Source organism: Nonomuraea sp. NPDC050383 (assembly GCF_044459125.1).
In the GTDB taxonomy this organism is placed as follows: domain Bacteria; phylum Actinomycetota; class Actinomycetes; order Streptosporangiales; family Streptosporangiaceae; genus Nonomuraea.
In genome coordinates this window covers 1-16,122 of record NZ_JBITIP010000004.1, presented here as the reverse complement: position 1 = coordinate 16,122, position 16,122 = coordinate 1, and the positions used below count along the sequence as shown (strand labels likewise).

The window sequence follows — 16,122 nt, the reverse complement described above, 5'->3', positions numbered from 1 at the left end:
TCACTTCTCCGGAGACGGTCAGGGCGTGGTGCGGCGGAAGACGGCCAGCCGCAGCACCACGAAGCGGACAATGGTCACCAGCACGGACGAGGCGGTGAGCACCAGCGTCTCGGCCGCGGCCGACGCCTCGGGCTGGACCTCGCGGAACAGCAGCACGGCGGCGGAGGTGACGACGTACCCGAGCAGGAACAGGGCTCCGGCTCCCAGGTGGGCCCGTCCGGCGCCCGTGCCGGACCAGCGGAAGGTGAGGCGGCGGTTGGCCTCGGTGTTGAGTACGGTGAGGACGACCAGCGACGCCAGGTTGGCGAGCACCGGCGGCCACCACGTGCGCAGCAGCCAGTAGAGCAGCGCCTGACCGGCCGTCGAGAGCACGCCGATGATCACGAAGCAGCCGACCTCCCAGGTGATCCGGGAGCCCGCCCTGCCGGTGGCCAGCACGGCGTCGGGGTGCTCGGCGGCGGGTGCGGGGCGTCCCGGCAACGGGGCCCGCGCGGCGCCGGACGCCTTCATGCGGGCCACCCGCCACAGTCCGCGCAGATCGTCCGCGGCGGTGCTGACGACGTCGACCCGGGTGTCGACGTCCTCGACCCAGTCGACCGGGACCTCGTGGATGCGCAGCCCGTTGTGCTCGGCGAGCAGCAGCAACTCGGTGTCGAAGAACCAGGCGTCGTCCCGCGTCCGTTCGAGCAGCGGGCCGAGCACGTCCGTACGGGCGGCCTTGAAGCCGCACTGCGCGTCGCTGAACCGGGCTCCGTGGGTGAGCCGGATGATCGCGTTGTAGCAGCGGGAGATCAGCTCGCGGCGCGGCCCGCGCACGGTGCGCGCGCCGGGGGCCAGCCGGCTGCCGATGGCGAGATCGGAGTGGCCGCTGGCGAGCGGGGCGATCAGCGGCAACAGCCCGTCCAGGCGCGTGGACAGGTCGACGTCCATGTAGACGACGATGTCGGCCTCGCTCGCGCCCCACACCGTACGCAGCGCGAGCCCGCGCCCTTTCCTGTCGAGGTGGACCACATTCGTGCCGGGCAGTTCGGCGGCCAGCTCCCGGGCCACCTCCAGCGTCCGGTCACCGCTCGCGTTGTCCGCCACGGTGATCCGCCAGGGGAACGGCATCCGCTCAAGCAGGTGCGCGTGAAGGGTGCGCAGGCATCCGGGCAGCGCGCGCTCCTCGTTGTGGACGGGGATGACGATCTCGACGGTGGGATTCGGGAGCTTCGCGGGCTGGAAATCGCGGAGGGCGCCCAGGCCGCGGGTGGTGTTGGTCATGGATGTCCTCGGGTGGCAAGGCAGGGGTGCCGGATCGCACGGTGCGCGGGAACGGGCTACTCAAGACTCGCTGCCTTGCCCCCGGGGGAACGTCCGCCTGGAGGATGGTTCTGAGCTGCGGCGATCGCAGTAGACGCGGGCGCGGGCTACCACGCCCGCGGTCCCGGCCGATCAACGGGCCTGGGGACGGACCAGGCCGGTCTCGTAGGCGATGATCACCAGTTGGGCGCGGTCGTGCGCCTTCAGCTTGGTCATGGCCCGGTTGACGTGCGTCTTGGCGGTCACCCGGCTGATCCCCAGCAGGTCGGCGATCTCGTCGTTGGTGCGCCCGTGGGCCACCAGGATCATCACCTCGCGCTCGCGCTCGGTGAGCACGGCCAGGTCTTCGGGCACGTGCTGGGCGGAGACGCCGGGGCCGGCCAGGAAGCGGGTGATCAGACGTCTGGTCGCCGACGGTGACAGCAGCGCCTCGCCCCCGGCCACCACCCTGATGGCCTCCTGCAACTCGCCGGCCTCCACGCCCTTGCCGAGGAAACCGCTGGCGCCCGCCTGCAGCGCGGCGAAGACGTACTCGTCGATCTCGAACGTGGTCAGGACCAGCACCCGGACTCCGGCCGTGGCCGCCTCGCAGGTGATCTCCCTCGTCGCGGCCAGACCGTCCATTCCCGGCATGCGGACGTCCATCAGCACCACGTCGGCAAGGGTCTCCCGCGCCAGCCGTACGGCGTCATGACCGTTGGCGGCCTCGCCGACCACCTCCAGATCGGGGGCGGAGTCGATCAGCACCCGAAACCCGGCGCGGACCAGCGCCTGGTCGTCGGCCAGCAGCACTTTGACGGTCATCACGTGTTCTTCCTGGTGGTGGGGAGCACGGCGTGCACCCGGAAGCCGCCGCCGTCCACGGGACCGGCGAGGAAGGTCCCGTCGACGGACAGGGCCCGCTCGCGCATGCCGATCAGCCCGTGACCGGTCCCGGAGGAGGTCCCACCGGCATCGCTCCGACCGTCGTCGGCCACGTCGACGATCACCTTGTCGGCGGCGTAGCCGATCCGCACGGTCGCGGTGGCGCGCGGCGCGTGCTTGCTCACGTTGGTCAGCGCCTCCTGGACGATCCGGAACGCGGCGAGGTCGACCGGAGCGGGCAACGGCCGCGGGTCGCCGTGGACCAGCCAGCCCAGCCTCAGCCCGGCCGCCGTGAAGGAGTCGGCCAGTTCGGGCAGGCGATCGAGCCCCGGCGCGGGCTCGGTCAGAAGGTCGTCGCGGCTGCCCGGACTGCGCAGCAGCCCGACTGTCGTCCGCAACTCCTCCAGCGCCTCCTTGCCGGCTTCGCGGACATGGCCCAGCGCCGTGCGGGCCTGCTCGGGCTCGGTCGCCAGCATGTACGCGGCGACCTGCGCCTGCACGTTGATCAGCGCGATGTGGTGGGCGAGCACGTCGTGCAACTCCCGCGCGATGTGCAGCCGTTCCTCCATCACCCGGCGTTCGGCCTCCTCCTCCCGTGTCTCCTCGGCCCTGCGCGCCCGCTCCTCGACGGCGGCCACGTAGGCCCGGCGGCTGCGCAGCGCGTCCCCGACGGCGGTGGCCATGCCGATCGACGCGATCGGTGCCACCACTTCGGGCGCCAGCCACGCGCTTTCACCGGACACGACCGTGGCCATGGTCACCACGAGCGCGGCGAGCCCTCCGTAGGTCCACGCGTGCCGGCGCGGGCATCGCGAGGCCACCGTGTACACCGCGACCGCCGGCCCCAGGCTCAACAGGCTCCGCCCGCCGTCGGTCATGGCGTAGGCGGCGAACCCGGTGACCGTGACGGCGAGAACGGCGCGGGGCCAACGCCGCCGGAAGATCAGAGCGCCGCAGACGACCGAAGCCAGCGCGATGTCGTCAGCGGTGAGGGGCTGAATCGGGGGATGCCATTCCACCCCCGGCGGAGGGGGCGCGCCCCGTGCCAGCAGCGTGATCGCATACACGCACCCGGCCAGGATCGTTTCGGCCACATAGGGACGGGAGAGCAGCTCCCGTCTCAGCCAGGTCACCGTACGCACCTCTAAAAGGTAGGTCTGACCTGGGCGATTTCCCTCATCCCGGGGTACCCATCCGCGCTACTGCGACCGCAGTACGGCCAGACCGGGCTCGGCGTCCGGGCCGGCGGATCAACCTGCGCCGAGCGGCGGTGAGCCTGCCCAGTCCGGTAGTGGTTCGCATCGTGCTCTCCACTCCGGCGGCAGGTGGGCGCCCGAGGCGGCCGCGACGATGCCGCCGACGATGGCGCACGTGGTGTCGACGTCGCCGCCGGCCGTCGCGGTGGTCCACATGGCCGCTGTGAAGTCGTGGCGTTCGCGGGCCGCCACCCAGAGGGTGAACGGGACCGTGTCATGTGCGGAGACCTGCCGCCCCTTCCCGAGCATCCGGGCGGCGAGTGCGGGGTCGCTGATGGTGAGGAGTTGCCGGGCCTCGCCGATGCCGTCATGGACCATGCTCGCGGGTACGTGCTCCCTGATCCGGTCGAGGAAACGCCCGGCGGGGAGGTCGGGCTCCTGGACGGTCACGGCTGTGGCCACGGCGACGGCCACGGCGCCGGCCACCGCTTCGGGATGCGTGTGGGTGACCTGCGCCGACAGGGCCGCCTGCCGGGCGACGTGCGCCAGGTCGCCGGCGAACCAGGCGCCGAGCGGCGCCACGCGCATCGCGGCCCCGTTGCCCCAGGAGCCCTTGCCGTCGAACAGCTCGGCCGAGAGCCGCCGCCAGTCGCCTCCTTCACGGACCAGCCGGAGCATCCGGTTGGTGGCCGGGCCGTACCCGCGGTCGAAGTCATGGCGGGCGGCGAAGCTCGCGGCGAGCTTGTCCTGGTCGATGGCGCCATGGTCGTCCAGGACGCGGTAGACGGAGCAGGCCATCTCGGTGTCGTCCGTCCACTGCCATGGGCCGGGTGGAAGGAGGCGAGCGGAAAGGGCGTGGCGGTGGTCGGGGACGAAGAACTGGGAACCGAAGGCGTCGCCGAGGGCCAGGCCATGGAGGGAGGCGGTGGCCCGCGCGAGGGGATGAGGTGACATCCCCTTCATTGTGAGGTACGTCAGGGCAGCCATCGCGCGCGGAGCACGCCGTCGGGGTCGGGGAGTACGGCGGCCAGCAGCGGGTGGCGGTCGTCCGCGTAACCGGAGAGGACCAGCATGGCGCGGGCTCCGGCCAGCCTGGCGGGGAGTCCCGGGTTGTCGGGGTCGTCGACTGTCAGGCTGGTGATGTGCCCCTGAGGGTCCTGCCAGACGATCTCGACGAGGTTCTTGCCGGCCAGGGCGTCAAGGGTCGCGTCCACGTCTGTGGACAGGTCGGGCCAGACCAGCAGCCTGGCCCGGGGAGCGAGCCCGCCGCGTGTCGCGGCGACCTCGTCGGCGGTGATCCGGTGCCAGCGTGAGGCGTTGGAGACATACCCCTCCTCCAGCACCACCGCGCCGCGCTCGACGAGAAGAGCGTCCAGCTCGGCCCAGAACGCCCCGTCGGCGGGGCGTCGCCGCGCGGCGTCGTCCTCGTCATCGTCGTCGAGTCGCGGGTCGTACGGTGACCGGCTCATCGGCTCGGCGAAGAGCCCCCGGTGGTGAGTGAGCGCCACCGCGTGCGGGCACGGTGACTCACTGCCGACATAGACGTACTGGTCGTAACCGACGTGGACGAAGAAGCGGTCCTCGTCCTCCAGCCGGCACCAGGCGCCGTTGTCGCGCAGCATCGCCCGGACCAGCTCCAGCGCGACGGCCATCGGCACCCGGGCGCCGTCGTGGTAGCCGGTCAGGTCGGGCGGGAACAGCCCGGCCAGACCGTGACCGTCGAGCGGGGGCTCCACTCCGAAGTTCACGAAACCGGTCACCCCGGGCTCCCGGATGGTCAGGTGGGTGATGCCGGTCTCCTCGGCGAAAGCGGCCACGGCTTCCAGGTAGGCCGCTTCCACCGGACCGTGGTCGCTGTGCACGTCCTCGGGGCCGGCATAGGAGCCGTGCTCGGTGCGGTCCGCGGGGTCGTACTTGGTGATCCGGTGGACGTGGACGCTCATGCCGGCTCATCCTGCCGTACGGGAGCCGTACGGAAATGGCCTTGCGGTCGGGCCGTGGGTGGCTGCTAGGGTGTGGAACGGTTGGGATCGGAATCGAGGAGAGCAGACATGGCAGGTGACGACGACATCTCCGGGTGATACCGGAGGTTGATCGGCCCCGGCAGGCGCGTATGCCCGCCGCCGGCGTGGCCTTGATCGTCGTTTTCCCTGTCCCTTTCGCCGGGCTGCTCCGGCACGCCCGGACCACGTATGCACGAGGTCTCCCGCATGTCCGACGCGTTCATCATCTGCTCCAACCTGTCCTTCTCCTGGCCTGACGACACGCCCGTCTTCAGTGACCTCTCCTTCACCGTGGGCGCCGGCCGGACGGGCCTCGTCGCCCCCAACGGCGCGGGCAAGAGCACGCTGCTCAAGCTGATCGCCGGCGAGTACCGGCCCGGGAGCGGCAGCGTGTCCGTCGACGGCGTGCTCGGCTACCTGCCGCAGAGCCTGCCGCTGACGGGCGACCAGGCCGGCGACCTGACCGTGGCGGAAGTCCTCGGGATCGCCCCGGTGATCGCCGCGCTGGACGCCATCGAGTCAGGCGACACCGGCGAGGAGCACTTCACCACGATCGGCAACGACTGGGACATCGAGGAGCGCACCCGGGCCCAGCTCGACCGGCTCGGGCTCGGCCACCTGGAGTTCGCGCGCCCGCTGCGCACGCTGAGCGGCGGGCAGGTCGTGTCGCTGGGCCTGGCCGCGCAGCTCCTCAGGCGGCCCGACGTCCTGCTGCTCGACGAGCCCACGAACAACCTCGACATCGGCGCCCGTCGCAGGCTGTACGACGTGCTCGGCGACTGGAACGGCTGCCTGCTCGTGGTCAGCCACGACCGGGCGCTGCTCGACCGCATGGACCGCATCGCCGAGCTCGACCGGGGCGAGGTCCGCTTCTACGGCGGCGACTTCACGGCGTACGAGGAGGCCGTACGCACCGAGCAAGAGGCCGCCGAGCGGAGCGTGCGCAGCGCCGAGCAGGAGCTCAAGCGCGAGAAGCGGGAGATGCAGCAGGCCCGCGAGCGGGCCGAGCGGCGGGCGAGCAACGCGGCCCGCAACCTCAAGAACGCCGGCCTGCCGCGCATCTTCGCCGGGAACATGAAACGGGGCGCCCAGGAGTCGGCCGGGCGGGCGGGCCAGACGCACGCGGCGCGGGTCGGCGACGCCAGGGCCCGTCTCGACCAGGCGGAGCGCGACCTGCGCGACGACCAGAAGATCGTGCTCCGGCTGCCCGACACCAACGTCCCCGCCGGCCGCACGGTCTTCCTCGGCGAGCACCTGCGGGCACGCGGCCTGTTCGCCGAGCCCGGCGTCGACCTGACGATCCGCGGACCCGAGCGCATCGCCCTGACCGGCCCCAACGGCGCCGGCAAGTCCACCCTGCTGCGCCTGATCAGCGGCGAGCTGGAGCCCGACGGGGGCACGACCAGGCGCGCCGACGGCCGGGTGGCCCATCTGTCGCAGCGGCTCGACCTGCTCGACGTCGGGCGCACCGTGGCGGAGAACCTGGCCGCGTCCGCCCCGGACATGCCGGAGGCGGAGCGGATGAACCTGCTGGCCCGCTTCCTGTTCCGGGGCGCCCGCGCGCACCTGCCGGTCGGGGTGCTGTCGGGCGGCGAACGGCTGCGCGCCACGCTGGCCTGCGTGCTGTTCGCGGAGCCGGCGCCTCAGCTCCTGCTGCTCGACGAGCCCACCAACAACCTGGACCTGGTCAGCGTGGGCCAGCTGGAGAGCGCGCTCGGCGCCTACGAGGGGGCGTTCGTGGTGGTCAGCCACGACGAGCGGTTCCTCGCGGAGATCGGGGTGGGCCGCTGGCTGGAGCTGTCCGGGGGGCGGCTGCTGGAGACCGGAGGGCTCACCGGCACGTGACGCGGCCGCCCCGGGCGGTCAGTCGGTCAGGGCGGTGCGGAGCTTGTTGAGCACGGCGCGGAGGATGCGCGAGACGTGCATCTGCGAGATGCCGAACTCCTTGGCGATCTCCGACTGGGTCATGTTGCCGTAGAAGCGCATCAGCAGGATGTTCTTCTCCCTGGCCGGCAGGGCGTCGATGAGCGGCTTGATCGAGTGCCGGTCGAGCAGGGTGTCGAGGGAGTCGTCCTGCGCGGGCAGGAAGTCGCTCAGCTCGGCGGCGTCGTCGTCGGCGCCGCCGACCGGGGCGTCCAGCGACAGCGCCGAGTAGGCGGTGGAGGCCTCCATGGCCAGCAGGACGTCCTCCTCGGAGATCCCCAGCTTGGCGGCCAGCTCGGACACGGTCGGCGAGTGACCGAGGACCTGGGTCAGCTCGGCCGTGGCCTTGTTGAGCTCGATGCGGCGTTCCTGGTAGACGCGCGGCACCCGGATGGCCCACGTGCGGTCACGGAAGTGCCGCTTGACCTCGCCCAGCACGGTGATCATCGCGTATCCGCGGAATTCGTGACCGAGCGTGGGGTCGTAGCCGTTGATGGCCTTCATCAGGCCGACGTAGGCGGCCTGCCGCAAGTCGTCCATGGGCTCGCCGCGGTAGCGGTAACGGCGGGTGACCTCGGTCACCAGGCCCTCATGCATCTCCACCAGGCGCTCGCGAATGCGCGCGGCGTGCAGGTCGGAAGTCTGCGGGTCGGCCAGGCCGGCCAGGAGTTCCTCGGCGGTGAGCTGCTCGAATGCGACGGTGAGGACGGACACTGCTGCTCCCAGATGGGCGGGGCGGCCTCGTCCATGGAAAAAAGCCCATGCAGAGGCACGCCTTGGTTCTCGCGTAGTCAAAGCCCTCTGCTGGACTTCGCGATCTACCATGCCCGCTCCACGGGCTCCTGTCACTCATTTTCCGGTCACGGAAGCGTAACGAAGATCTGACCGGTCCGGCTCGGCGTGCAGACGGAGGAAGTCGTTCCAGGCCGCGGCGGTGGAGCGCGAGGCCGGCCGCCGCGGTCGCCTGTCACGTCATGCTGACGGTCAGTTGGCGCAGTCCTGCTTGTGGAGCGCCAGCGCCATCTCGTACACCTTGCCCTTCTGGAGGAGGAACGAGTAGTAGGCCCCCGTGACGCCGGGGACGTCCACGTACGGGTAACCGCTCGCGGCCGTCTTCACCTTGGGGTAGGCCTTCTTGATCTGCTTGTAGGTGGAGCCCAGGCCGATGCCCGCCGGCGTCTTGACGCCCTTCGGAGCGAAGATCATCGCGACGCCGTGCTTCTTGGAGATGTAGAGCCCGACGCCGTCGCTGCCGGTCGGATGCGCCTTGAGCTGCCATCCGGTGCAGGAGGGGGAGTCCAGCCCCTTCTTGTGGGAGATCTTGCCGGTGGCCTGGGCGGCCTTGGCGCTCATCCCCAGCTTCACGCCCCCGTAGCCCGCGGGGCCGAACGTGGTGCCGGAGGTGGCGGCGTGGGCGGCGGGCGCGAGGGCGCCCAGCGTCAGGCCGGCCGTCACCAGCGTCGCCAGCGCGGTACGGGTCATCGTGTTTCGGATCATGCACGGTTGGACGGCCGAAGGGGAGCAGAAGTTGTCACTTCTCCCTAGATCGTCGCCGCCTCCGGTAAGCAGAGGGTGAGCGCTCCGGGGACGGCCTCGGCCTTGAGCCGGGTGGTGGCCTCGCGCTCCCCGCCGTCCAGCTCGTACGTCAGCGGCGCGCCGAACCGGGCGGACACCTTCCTGGCGCGCGTGATGCGGACGAACGGGGAGTCGTCGGAGCGGCCCGCGGCCATCTTGCCGAGCACCCGGGCCCACTGGATCGGCCCCTTGGCGGTGGAGACGCCCACCTCCAGCCAGCCGTCGTCCGGCCGGGCGTCGTCGAACGCGTCGATGCCGCCGGCGATCCTGCTCACGTTGCCCAGCAGCAGGCAGCTCGCGTCGCCCTCGAACCAGGTCGTCCCGTCCACCTTGATCTTCATCGGCACCAGCGGCCCGCCGACGTGCCGGACGGCCGCCTTGACGTAGCTGAGCTTGCCCAGCCGTCTCTTGGCCTGCCCGTCGGCGTCGGCGATCATCTCGGCCTCGAACCCGGCGCCCGCCATGACCGCGAAGTGCTCCCCGTTCAGCAGCCCCAGGTCCAGCTTCTCCCGCCGGCCGTGGAAGCCGATCCGCACCGACTCCTCCAGGTCGACGGGGATGCCGAGGTTGGTGGCGAACAGGTTCGCGGTCCCCGCCGGGAGGATCGCCATCGGCACGCCGGTGCCGGCCATCGCGTCGGAGCAGCGCTGCACCATGCCGTCGCCGCCCCAGACGAACACCAGGTCGGCGCCCTGCTTGAGCGCCTGGCGGACCTTCTTCGGCGCCTTCCTGCTCTTGGGCACCTCGTACCAGAGGAGATCGCCCACGTTCTGTTCGGTGATGAGCACGCGGAGCCGGTCCAGGCCCGCGCCCAGGGTCTTCTTGCGGTGCGCGACGACCGCCACGGTGGGGGACATGCCACCCCGACTACCCTCGCCGCCGTCGTTCAGGCGAGGAATCATCTCCGGCCGCCGGGGTAGCCGACCGCGAACGCATCTCGCAGAAAGAGCCGCAACCATGACGCTTCACCAGCGCAAGGCCCGCGCCGACGGCGACAGCCGTCTGGGGCTGCGCCTGACGCTCGCCAGCCTCGCGGTGGCGCTGGTCATGGTCCCGTTCGGCCTGCTGCTCGTCGTGGCCAAGATGCCCCTCAACGGGCTCGACGCGGGAGTCGCCGCGGACCTGCACGAGTACGCGCTGGCTCATCCGGGCGTGACCAGGCTGCTCATCGTGTGGACGGATCTGTTCGGGCCATGGCCGTGGCGGATCGCGGTCATCGCGTACGCCGCCTGGCTGCTGTACAAGGGGGCGCCGCGGCTGGCCGTCTGGGCGGTCACCACCGTGACCGTGGGCGGGCTGCTCGGCCTCGCGCTCAAGATCGTCGTCGCCCGGGCCAGGCCGCACCTTCCCGACCCCGTCGCGCTCGCGCCGGGCGACTCCTTCCCGTCGGGGCACGCGGTCAACGTGACGCTCGGCGCCGGAGTGGTCGTCCTTCTCCTGCTGCCGCACCTGCCCCGCTGGGGACGGTGGGTGGCCTGGAGCGTCGCCTGGTTCCTCGTGCTGTCGGTCGGCTACACGAGGATCGCGCTCGGCGTGCACTGGGTGAGCGACGTGGTGGCGGGGATCGTGCTGGGCGTCGCGGTGGTCGCGGCCACCGCGGCGGGATTCGAGACGTGGCGGCGCGAGGAGGGCCGCAGGCCCGTCTCGCCGCTGACCGAGGGAGTGGAACCCGAACAGGTGAAGGTGACCCATGACCACAAGAACTGAGCACGTGAAGCACTACGCGCTGACGCTCTTACTCCCGCTGCTCCTGCTGGCGGGCGTGACCTACGGCGTGGGCGAGCTGATCCTCGCCGTGCCGACCGGCGAGGCGGGTGTGAGCCGGGCCCTGGCCGCCGACCGCACCTCGCTGGGGAACACGCTCACCGACTTCGGCAGCAGCCTGTCGGACACCCCGTACATCGTGGCGCTCACCGCGATCGCCGTGATCCTCTTCCGGCTCGCGTACGGGCGCTGGCGCGAATCGGTCTTCCTCGTCGCGGCGGTCTGGAGCCAGTCGCTCGTCTTCCTGGCCGTGACCGAGATCGTCGGGCGGCACCGGCCGCCGGTGGAGCATCTCGACCCGGCCCCGCCCACCTCCAGCTTCCCGTCGGGGCACGTCAGCGCCGCCGTCGCGTTCTACTGCGGGGTCGCGCTCGTCCTGGCCACGCACGTCCGCAACCGGGCGCTCCAGGTGGTGATCTGGGTGGTCGGCATCGCCGCCCCGCTCGCCGTCGCCTTCTCCCGGCTGTACCGCGGCATGCATTTCCTCACCGACATCACCTGGGGGCTGCTGCTCGGCGCCGTCTGCGTCGTGGTGGCCGCCCGCGCGATCCTGTACCGGCGCTCGCCGGCGCGGACGCGGGACTCCGCGCCGCGGGCCGTGCGGGGTGCTCAGTCGTCCATGACGCCGTAGGTCGAGGCCCGGAACACGAAGGAGGCCCAGGAGCGGTAGGGCCGCCACGCCTCGGCCAGCCTCCGGTACGCGGCGGGCGGCGCGTCCTCCGGCAGGCCGTACGCCTCGCGCAGGACGGCGAACAGGCGCGGCTCGTCCCCCGGGAACGCGTCCGGCGCGCCCGCCCCGCGGATCAGGATCAGGCCCGCCGAGAACGGGCCCACGCCGGGCAGGGCGCGCAGCTCGGCCAGGGCCTCCTCCGGGGCGAGCGAGCGCAGGTGCTCGGCGGTGAGGACGCCGTCGAGCGCCGCGCGGGCCAGCCCGCGCAGCCATTCCTCCTTCTGCGCGGGCAGGCCGAGGCCGCCGGCGTCCACCAGCGTCATGGGCGGCGGGAACGCCGTGTACGTCCGCTCGTCCACGGTGACCCGCGCGCCGTACCGCTCGGCGATGCGCTGCTTGATCCGGGCGGCGATCAGCATCGACGAGCGCTGCACGATCACCGCCCAGCACGCCGCCTCCCACGGGCTCCAGAAGCACACCGGCCGCAGTCCGGGGCGGCGCCGCTGCAGGTCGCCGAGCACCGGGTCGGCCTCGCCGAGCTTGGCGAAGCCGGCGCCGTCCACATCCAGGGACAGGATGCGGGCGACCTCGCCCCGGACGCCCGGCCCCGCGGCCCGCGTCGTGGCCACGGCGACCCCGCCCGGCGCGGCCGTGACGCTCACGCCGATCGGCAGCCAGTCGGCCTCCGCGCAGTAGGCGAAGCGCAGCGCCCGCCCGTCGGAGGGCAGCGCGCTGGTGGCCGGCCAGTCCTCGACGAAACGCAACGAGGCTCCGAAGTCGAACGGTCCCTCGGCGGTGAGCGCGAATCCGTGCGTGGTCATGCGCGCATGTTACGAGGCGTCAGGGCCGGACTCGTCAAGAGGCGCAGAGGCGGGCCAGGCGGCGGACGTCGGCGCGGATCGACCGCCGCAGCAACCACCTCAGCGCCGGCTCCAGCAACCTCTCGGAGGTCACGCGCGGGGTGACGCGCACGTGGAAGGTGAAGCGGCACCGGCTCTCGCCGAGCGGCTCGACGAGCCTGCCGCCCTCGGCGTCGATCCCCGAGGTGGTGCGCCAGGCGAACGAGCGCCCCGGCTCCACCCGGACGACCTCGCCGCCGTTGCGGTAGGTCCGGCCCGCGAACCGCATCACCTCGGCGGTGGTCGTGCCCACCCGGACGATGCCTTCGGGGCACGGCGCCATCGTCTCGACGCCCTCGCGCCAGCGTGGGTCCTGGCCGTAGTCGGCGACGACCGCCCACACACGCGCGGCCGGGCAGGCGATCTCCCCGTCCTCCTGTAGCTCGATCACCCGGCGATGATAGGCGGTCGGCGGAGATGCCGGTGCGATGGCCGAGAAGGCGGTCTCACCCGCGCGGGAGGGTCACGCGCCACGCGTGCGGGGCGACGGTCCAGGTGCGGGCGGTGTACGGGCCGATCAGCTCGCCGTCGGCGTTGACGTGCACCGGAGGGCCGGAGAGGCGGACGCGTGAGCCGCGGACCGTCACGACGTCCGTACGTCCGGTGTGCCTGCCCAGTTTCAGCAGAAGGCCGTAGCACAGGCGGCGGAGCGGGCCCGTGGCGAAGGAGACCATCACGTCGGCGACCCGGTCGGCGGGGCCGGCGTCGGGGGTGATGGGCGTGCCGCCGCCGATGGTGCGGCCGTTGCCGATGCCGACCATGAGCACCCGGCGGCGCCCGTCCGCGACCACCCTGCCGTCCACCTCCACCCGCAGGGGCACGCCACGGGTCCACACACCGGCGATCACGCTGCCGGCCGCGTACGCGAAGCGCCGCAGGTACGGCTTGAGCGGCTGGGCCGTGCGCGCGGCCTCGACCCCGACCCCGGCGTGCACGGCGTTGACCACGACGCCCCCGTCGTCGTCGCGCAGCAGGTCGAGCGCGTGCGGCTCCCCGGTGGCCGCCACCCGGGCCGCCCGCACCGGGTCGAGCGGCACGCCGAGGGCGCGGGCCAGGTCGTTGCCGGTGCCCATGGGCACCAGCCCGACCGTCCGGGAGTCCAGCTCACCCCGCTCGGCCAGCGCCGCCACCAGGCAGTGCAGCGAGCCGTCCCCGCCGAGCACCACCGGGTCGCGTCCGGGATGCTCCCCCAGGAGGCCGGGCAGCTCGGACGGGTCCTTGATACGGGCCTCCACGGTGTCGGCGTGCCGGGTCAGCTCGGACAGGACCTCGGACAGCACGTCCTCGTCCGTGCCTCCGGCCGAGGAGTTGACGATGGCCAGCAGTCGGCGCACGAGTGCTCCCTTCTCACCTGCCGCCGTCTACCCCGTCCCGCGCCCGCGAGTCCCCTCATGGCGAAGCGGCCGTCAGGTGCGCCGGGCCGGCCTAAGCGCCGCGCGTCTGCAGCTCGGCGAGAAGAGCCTGACGCCGGAACGCGCCACTCCTCCGCGGAACGGAGGCCGGCGGTCGTCAGGCCGGGCCGATGTTCCAGGTGCGCAGCGTGCGGTCCTCGGTGACGCCCGTCACGACCGGCAGGCCGGTGGCCTGGGCCAGGGTGGCCGTGAGGATCGGGCCGCCGGGGCCCGGCCCGAGGGAGCCGATGACGTCGCCGTCGGTGAGGTTCCAGACGCGGACGAGGACGTCGCCGCCGGACGGGTTGTGCACGGCGACCGCGATGGGGACGTCGCCGCTGCGGCCCATGGCCAGCGCGGTCACGCCCCGGTCGTCGGGGCTGCGCTCGCTGAACGTCCACCTCTCGCGGCGCTTGCCGGTGGCCAGGTCGTACACGCGGAGGGTGGCGTCCCGGTGCGTGGAGACCAGGACGGTCCTGCCGTCGATCTCGCCGCAGGCCAGCCGCTCGACGCCGCCGATCTCGCCGGTGACGAACGTGCCCGTCACCTTGCCGTCGGAGAGCCGCCGCACCCGGATCCGGTTGTTGCCGTCGCCGGTGACCAGCACGGGCTTCCCGCCGAGCGTGCCGAAGGCCAGGCAGTCGACGCCCTGGAAGTGGTCGGTGATCGTGGGCCCGATCTGCTTGCCGGTGGTGAGGTCCCACAGCCGTACGACGCTGTGGAGGTCCTTGGAGCCGTCGTACTTCTGCGACACCGCGACAGGGCGGCCGGCGACGGTCACCCCGATGACGGGGTCGGTGGCGCGATGGTCGGCCAAGTTCTCGCCCGTCAGGCTCCACAGGCGCATCCTGCCGTCGCCGTGGCCGGAGGCGACGACGGGAGTGCCGTCCCGCTCGCCGCACGCCACCGCGGTCACCGAGGCGCCGCCGTCGCCGAGGCGGGTGGCCGCCGCCTGGGCGGTGTCCCAGGCCAGCACGGTGCCCTTGCCGGTGCCGCAGGCCACCAGGGCGCCGGTGGCGGCGAGCGCGGTGGCCGTGCCCCACTCCCCGGTGAGGGCGACGGGGCGGGTGAGGGGCGCACCGAACGGCTGCGGCGTGGGCGTCGCGGCGGCGGAGGAGGAGGCGCTGGGCGTGGGCGTCCCGGTCGGGGACGGCCGGGCGGCCTGGTCGCGGCGCCCGAGCACGGTGAACGCGGAGACGGCCGCGGCGGCGGTGACGGCGGCCCCGCCGATCAGGGCCCGCCGGCTGAACGTCCTGGGCCGGCTCGGCTCGGTCGCCGCCTCCCGGATGTCCGGGGCCTCCCTGATGCCTGAGGGCGGAGGGACGGTGACGGGGCGGGCCGCTCCGTCACCGGTACGGCTGATCAGCCGTTGCAGCAGCTCGGGAGCCGTCGGCCGGGCCGCAGGGTCCTTGGACAGGCACTCCTGGATCGGTCCCGTCAGGCGGGGTGGAACGCCGGTCAGGTCGGGTTCCCTGCTCAGGACGCCGTTCAGGATGGCCGGCACCGTCTCGCCCGGGAAGGGCGGGTGCCCGGTCGCGGCGAACACCATCGTGCCCGCCCAGCTGAACAGGTCCGACGGCGCCCCGACCCGCTCGCCCCTGAACTGCTCGGGCGACATGTACGCGGGGGTGCCGATGGGGCCGGAGGCGAGCGTGGTGGCGTCCAGCGCCTTGGCGATGCCGAAGTCGATGACGATCGGCCCCTCGGGGCCCATCAGCACGTTGCCCGGCTTGAAGTCGCGGTGCACGATCCCGGCGTCGTGGATCGCGGCCAGCGCGGTGAGCGTCGAGATCGCCAGCCGGTCGAGCGCCCCTCCGCCGCGCGGGCCCTCGGCGCGGACGACCTCTTGGAGGGTGTCGCCGGGGACGTACTCGCTCACGATGTACGGCCGGTCGCCCAGCGTCCCCATGTCGAGCACGGCGGCGGTGCAGAACGCGGCCACCCGGCGCGCCGCCTCCACCTCCCGCAGGAAGCCCTTGACGGCGTCGTCGTCCTGGCTCAGATGGCTGTGGACGACCTTGACCGCGACGTCGCCGCCGCCGTCGCGCACACCGCGGTAGACGACGCCCTGGCCGCCGGAGCCGAGCACGCCGACGAGCCGGTACGCGCCGATCCGCTCGGGGTCGCCTGGCCGGAGCGGGCGTGAACCCGGCATCCCGCTCCCTTCCCGGACGCGCTGTGATCTGTGGGGCGATGCACACCCTAGGGCCTGTTTTGTGGATCTCATGTGAGCCATAGCAACAGGCAGACGATGGTGACACTTGCCTGGTAGTGAACGGCGAGCTTGTCGTAGCGGGTGGCGATGCCTCTGAACTGCTTGAGCCGGTTGAAGCAGCGTTCGACGACGTTGCGACGCTTGTAGCGGGCTGGGTCGAACTCGCAGCGCCGGTGCCCTCGATGAGCTCGCCCGGCCAGTTGGTCGGCGCGTTCAGGGATGGTTGCGCCGATGCCCCGCCGACGCAGATAGGTGCGGATGGCCCGCGAACTGTAGCCCTTGTCAGCGATGACATGCTCCGGTCGGGTGCGAGGCCGGCC

Annotated in this window: 16 protein-coding genes; 3 read left to right on the top strand and 13 right to left on the bottom strand. The window is 72.4% G+C overall.

What is annotated here, in order from left to right; genetic code table 11:
- Nucleotides 1-18 precede the first annotated feature (18 nt).
- From ACIBG4_RS11535 to ACIBG4_RS11515, 5 genes are all read right to left on the bottom strand, one after another.
- Nucleotides 19-1,263, bottom strand: a complete 1,245-nt coding sequence (locus tag ACIBG4_RS11535) for a glycosyltransferase (RefSeq protein WP_397201738.1) — start codon at nucleotides 1,261-1,263, stop codon at nucleotides 19-21.
- A gap of 171 nt (nucleotides 1,264-1,434) precedes the next feature.
- The gene (locus tag ACIBG4_RS11530; protein ID WP_397202125.1) at nucleotides 1,435-2,106 is read right to left on the bottom strand and encodes a response regulator; all 672 of its coding nucleotides are present in this window, start codon (nucleotides 2,104-2,106) and stop codon (nucleotides 1,435-1,437) included.
- Nucleotides 2,106-3,299: a sensor histidine kinase gene (locus ACIBG4_RS11525; RefSeq protein WP_397201737.1), complete on the bottom strand. Its 1,194-nt coding sequence runs from the start codon at nucleotides 3,297-3,299 to the stop codon at nucleotides 2,106-2,108. Before ACIBG4_RS11525 ends, ACIBG4_RS11530 begins: the two co-directional genes overlap by 1 nt.
- Before the next feature lie 117 nt (nucleotides 3,300-3,416).
- Nucleotides 3,417-4,316 (bottom strand): ADP-ribosylglycohydrolase family protein, encoded by a 900-nt coding sequence (locus ACIBG4_RS11520; RefSeq protein WP_397201736.1) that lies wholly within the window; start codon nucleotides 4,314-4,316, stop codon nucleotides 3,417-3,419.
- Between the two features lie 20 nt (nucleotides 4,317-4,336).
- The gene (locus ACIBG4_RS11515; RefSeq protein ID WP_397201735.1) at nucleotides 4,337-5,305 is read right to left on the bottom strand and encodes an RNA-binding protein; all 969 of its coding nucleotides are present in this window, start codon (nucleotides 5,303-5,305) and stop codon (nucleotides 4,337-4,339) included.
- A gap of 267 nt (nucleotides 5,306-5,572) precedes the next feature.
- Between ACIBG4_RS11515 and ACIBG4_RS11510 the strand changes: the two genes are divergently transcribed.
- Nucleotides 5,573-7,210 carry an ABC-F family ATP-binding cassette domain-containing protein gene (locus ACIBG4_RS11510; protein WP_397201734.1) on the top strand — a complete coding sequence of 546 codons (1,638 nt, stop codon included), beginning with the start codon at nucleotides 5,573-5,575 and terminating at the stop codon, nucleotides 7,208-7,210.
- A gap of 18 nt (nucleotides 7,211-7,228) precedes the next feature.
- On the opposite strand, the gene ACIBG4_RS11505 is transcribed toward ACIBG4_RS11510, so the two are convergent.
- From ACIBG4_RS11505 to ACIBG4_RS11495, 3 genes are all read right to left on the bottom strand, one after another.
- Nucleotides 7,229-8,002 (bottom strand): SigB/SigF/SigG family RNA polymerase sigma factor, encoded by a 774-nt coding sequence (locus ACIBG4_RS11505; RefSeq protein WP_310712155.1) that lies wholly within the window; start codon nucleotides 8,000-8,002, stop codon nucleotides 7,229-7,231.
- A 270-nt stretch (nucleotides 8,003-8,272) separates the two neighbouring features.
- Nucleotides 8,273-8,770, bottom strand: a complete 498-nt coding sequence (locus tag ACIBG4_RS11500; RefSeq protein ID WP_397201733.1) for a hypothetical protein — start codon at nucleotides 8,768-8,770, stop codon at nucleotides 8,273-8,275.
- Nucleotides 8,771-8,829: 59 nt separating this feature from the next.
- The gene (locus tag ACIBG4_RS11495) at nucleotides 8,830-9,720 is read right to left on the bottom strand and encodes a diacylglycerol/lipid kinase family protein (RefSeq protein WP_397201732.1); all 891 of its coding nucleotides are present in this window, start codon (nucleotides 9,718-9,720) and stop codon (nucleotides 8,830-8,832) included.
- Between the two features lie 100 nt (nucleotides 9,721-9,820).
- Here ACIBG4_RS11495 and ACIBG4_RS11490 point away from each other — a divergent pair, with 100 nt between their 5' ends.
- On the top strand, nucleotides 9,821-10,570 hold the full coding sequence (locus tag ACIBG4_RS11490) for a phosphatase PAP2 family protein (RefSeq protein ID WP_397201731.1): 750 nt from the start codon (nucleotides 9,821-9,823) through the stop codon (nucleotides 10,568-10,570).
- Nucleotides 10,554-11,258, top strand: a complete 705-nt coding sequence (locus tag ACIBG4_RS11485; RefSeq protein ID WP_397201730.1) for a phosphatase PAP2 family protein — start codon at nucleotides 10,554-10,556, stop codon at nucleotides 11,256-11,258. The genes ACIBG4_RS11490 and ACIBG4_RS11485 overlap by 17 nt, the downstream gene beginning before the upstream one ends.
- Here ACIBG4_RS11485 and ACIBG4_RS11480 read toward each other — a convergent pair.
- The 5 genes from ACIBG4_RS11480 to ACIBG4_RS11460 form a co-directional block, all read right to left on the bottom strand.
- Nucleotides 11,237-12,118, bottom strand: coding sequence for a DNA-3-methyladenine glycosylase family protein (locus tag ACIBG4_RS11480; protein ID WP_397201729.1), 882 nt, complete (start codon nucleotides 12,116-12,118; stop codon nucleotides 11,237-11,239). The two genes, ACIBG4_RS11485 and ACIBG4_RS11480, sit on opposite strands and share 22 nt — an antisense overlap.
- Nucleotides 12,119-12,152: 34 nt before the next feature.
- Complete coding sequence (locus ACIBG4_RS11475; RefSeq protein WP_397201728.1) at nucleotides 12,153-12,587, bottom strand: SRPBCC family protein; 435 nt, start codon at nucleotides 12,585-12,587, stop codon at nucleotides 12,153-12,155.
- 55 nt (nucleotides 12,588-12,642) lie between these two features.
- Nucleotides 12,643-13,530 carry a diacylglycerol/lipid kinase family protein gene (locus tag ACIBG4_RS11470; protein ID WP_397201727.1) on the bottom strand — a complete coding sequence of 296 codons (888 nt, stop codon included), beginning with the start codon at nucleotides 13,528-13,530 and terminating at the stop codon, nucleotides 12,643-12,645.
- Between the two features lie 175 nt (nucleotides 13,531-13,705).
- On the bottom strand, nucleotides 13,706-15,742 hold the full coding sequence (locus ACIBG4_RS11465) for a WD40 repeat domain-containing serine/threonine protein kinase (RefSeq protein WP_397201726.1): 2,037 nt from the start codon (nucleotides 15,740-15,742) through the stop codon (nucleotides 13,706-13,708).
- Nucleotides 15,743-15,810: 68 nt separating this feature from the next.
- The coding region (locus ACIBG4_RS11460; RefSeq protein ID WP_397201725.1) for a transposase at nucleotides 15,811-16,122 on the bottom strand (312 nt) is incomplete at its 5' end.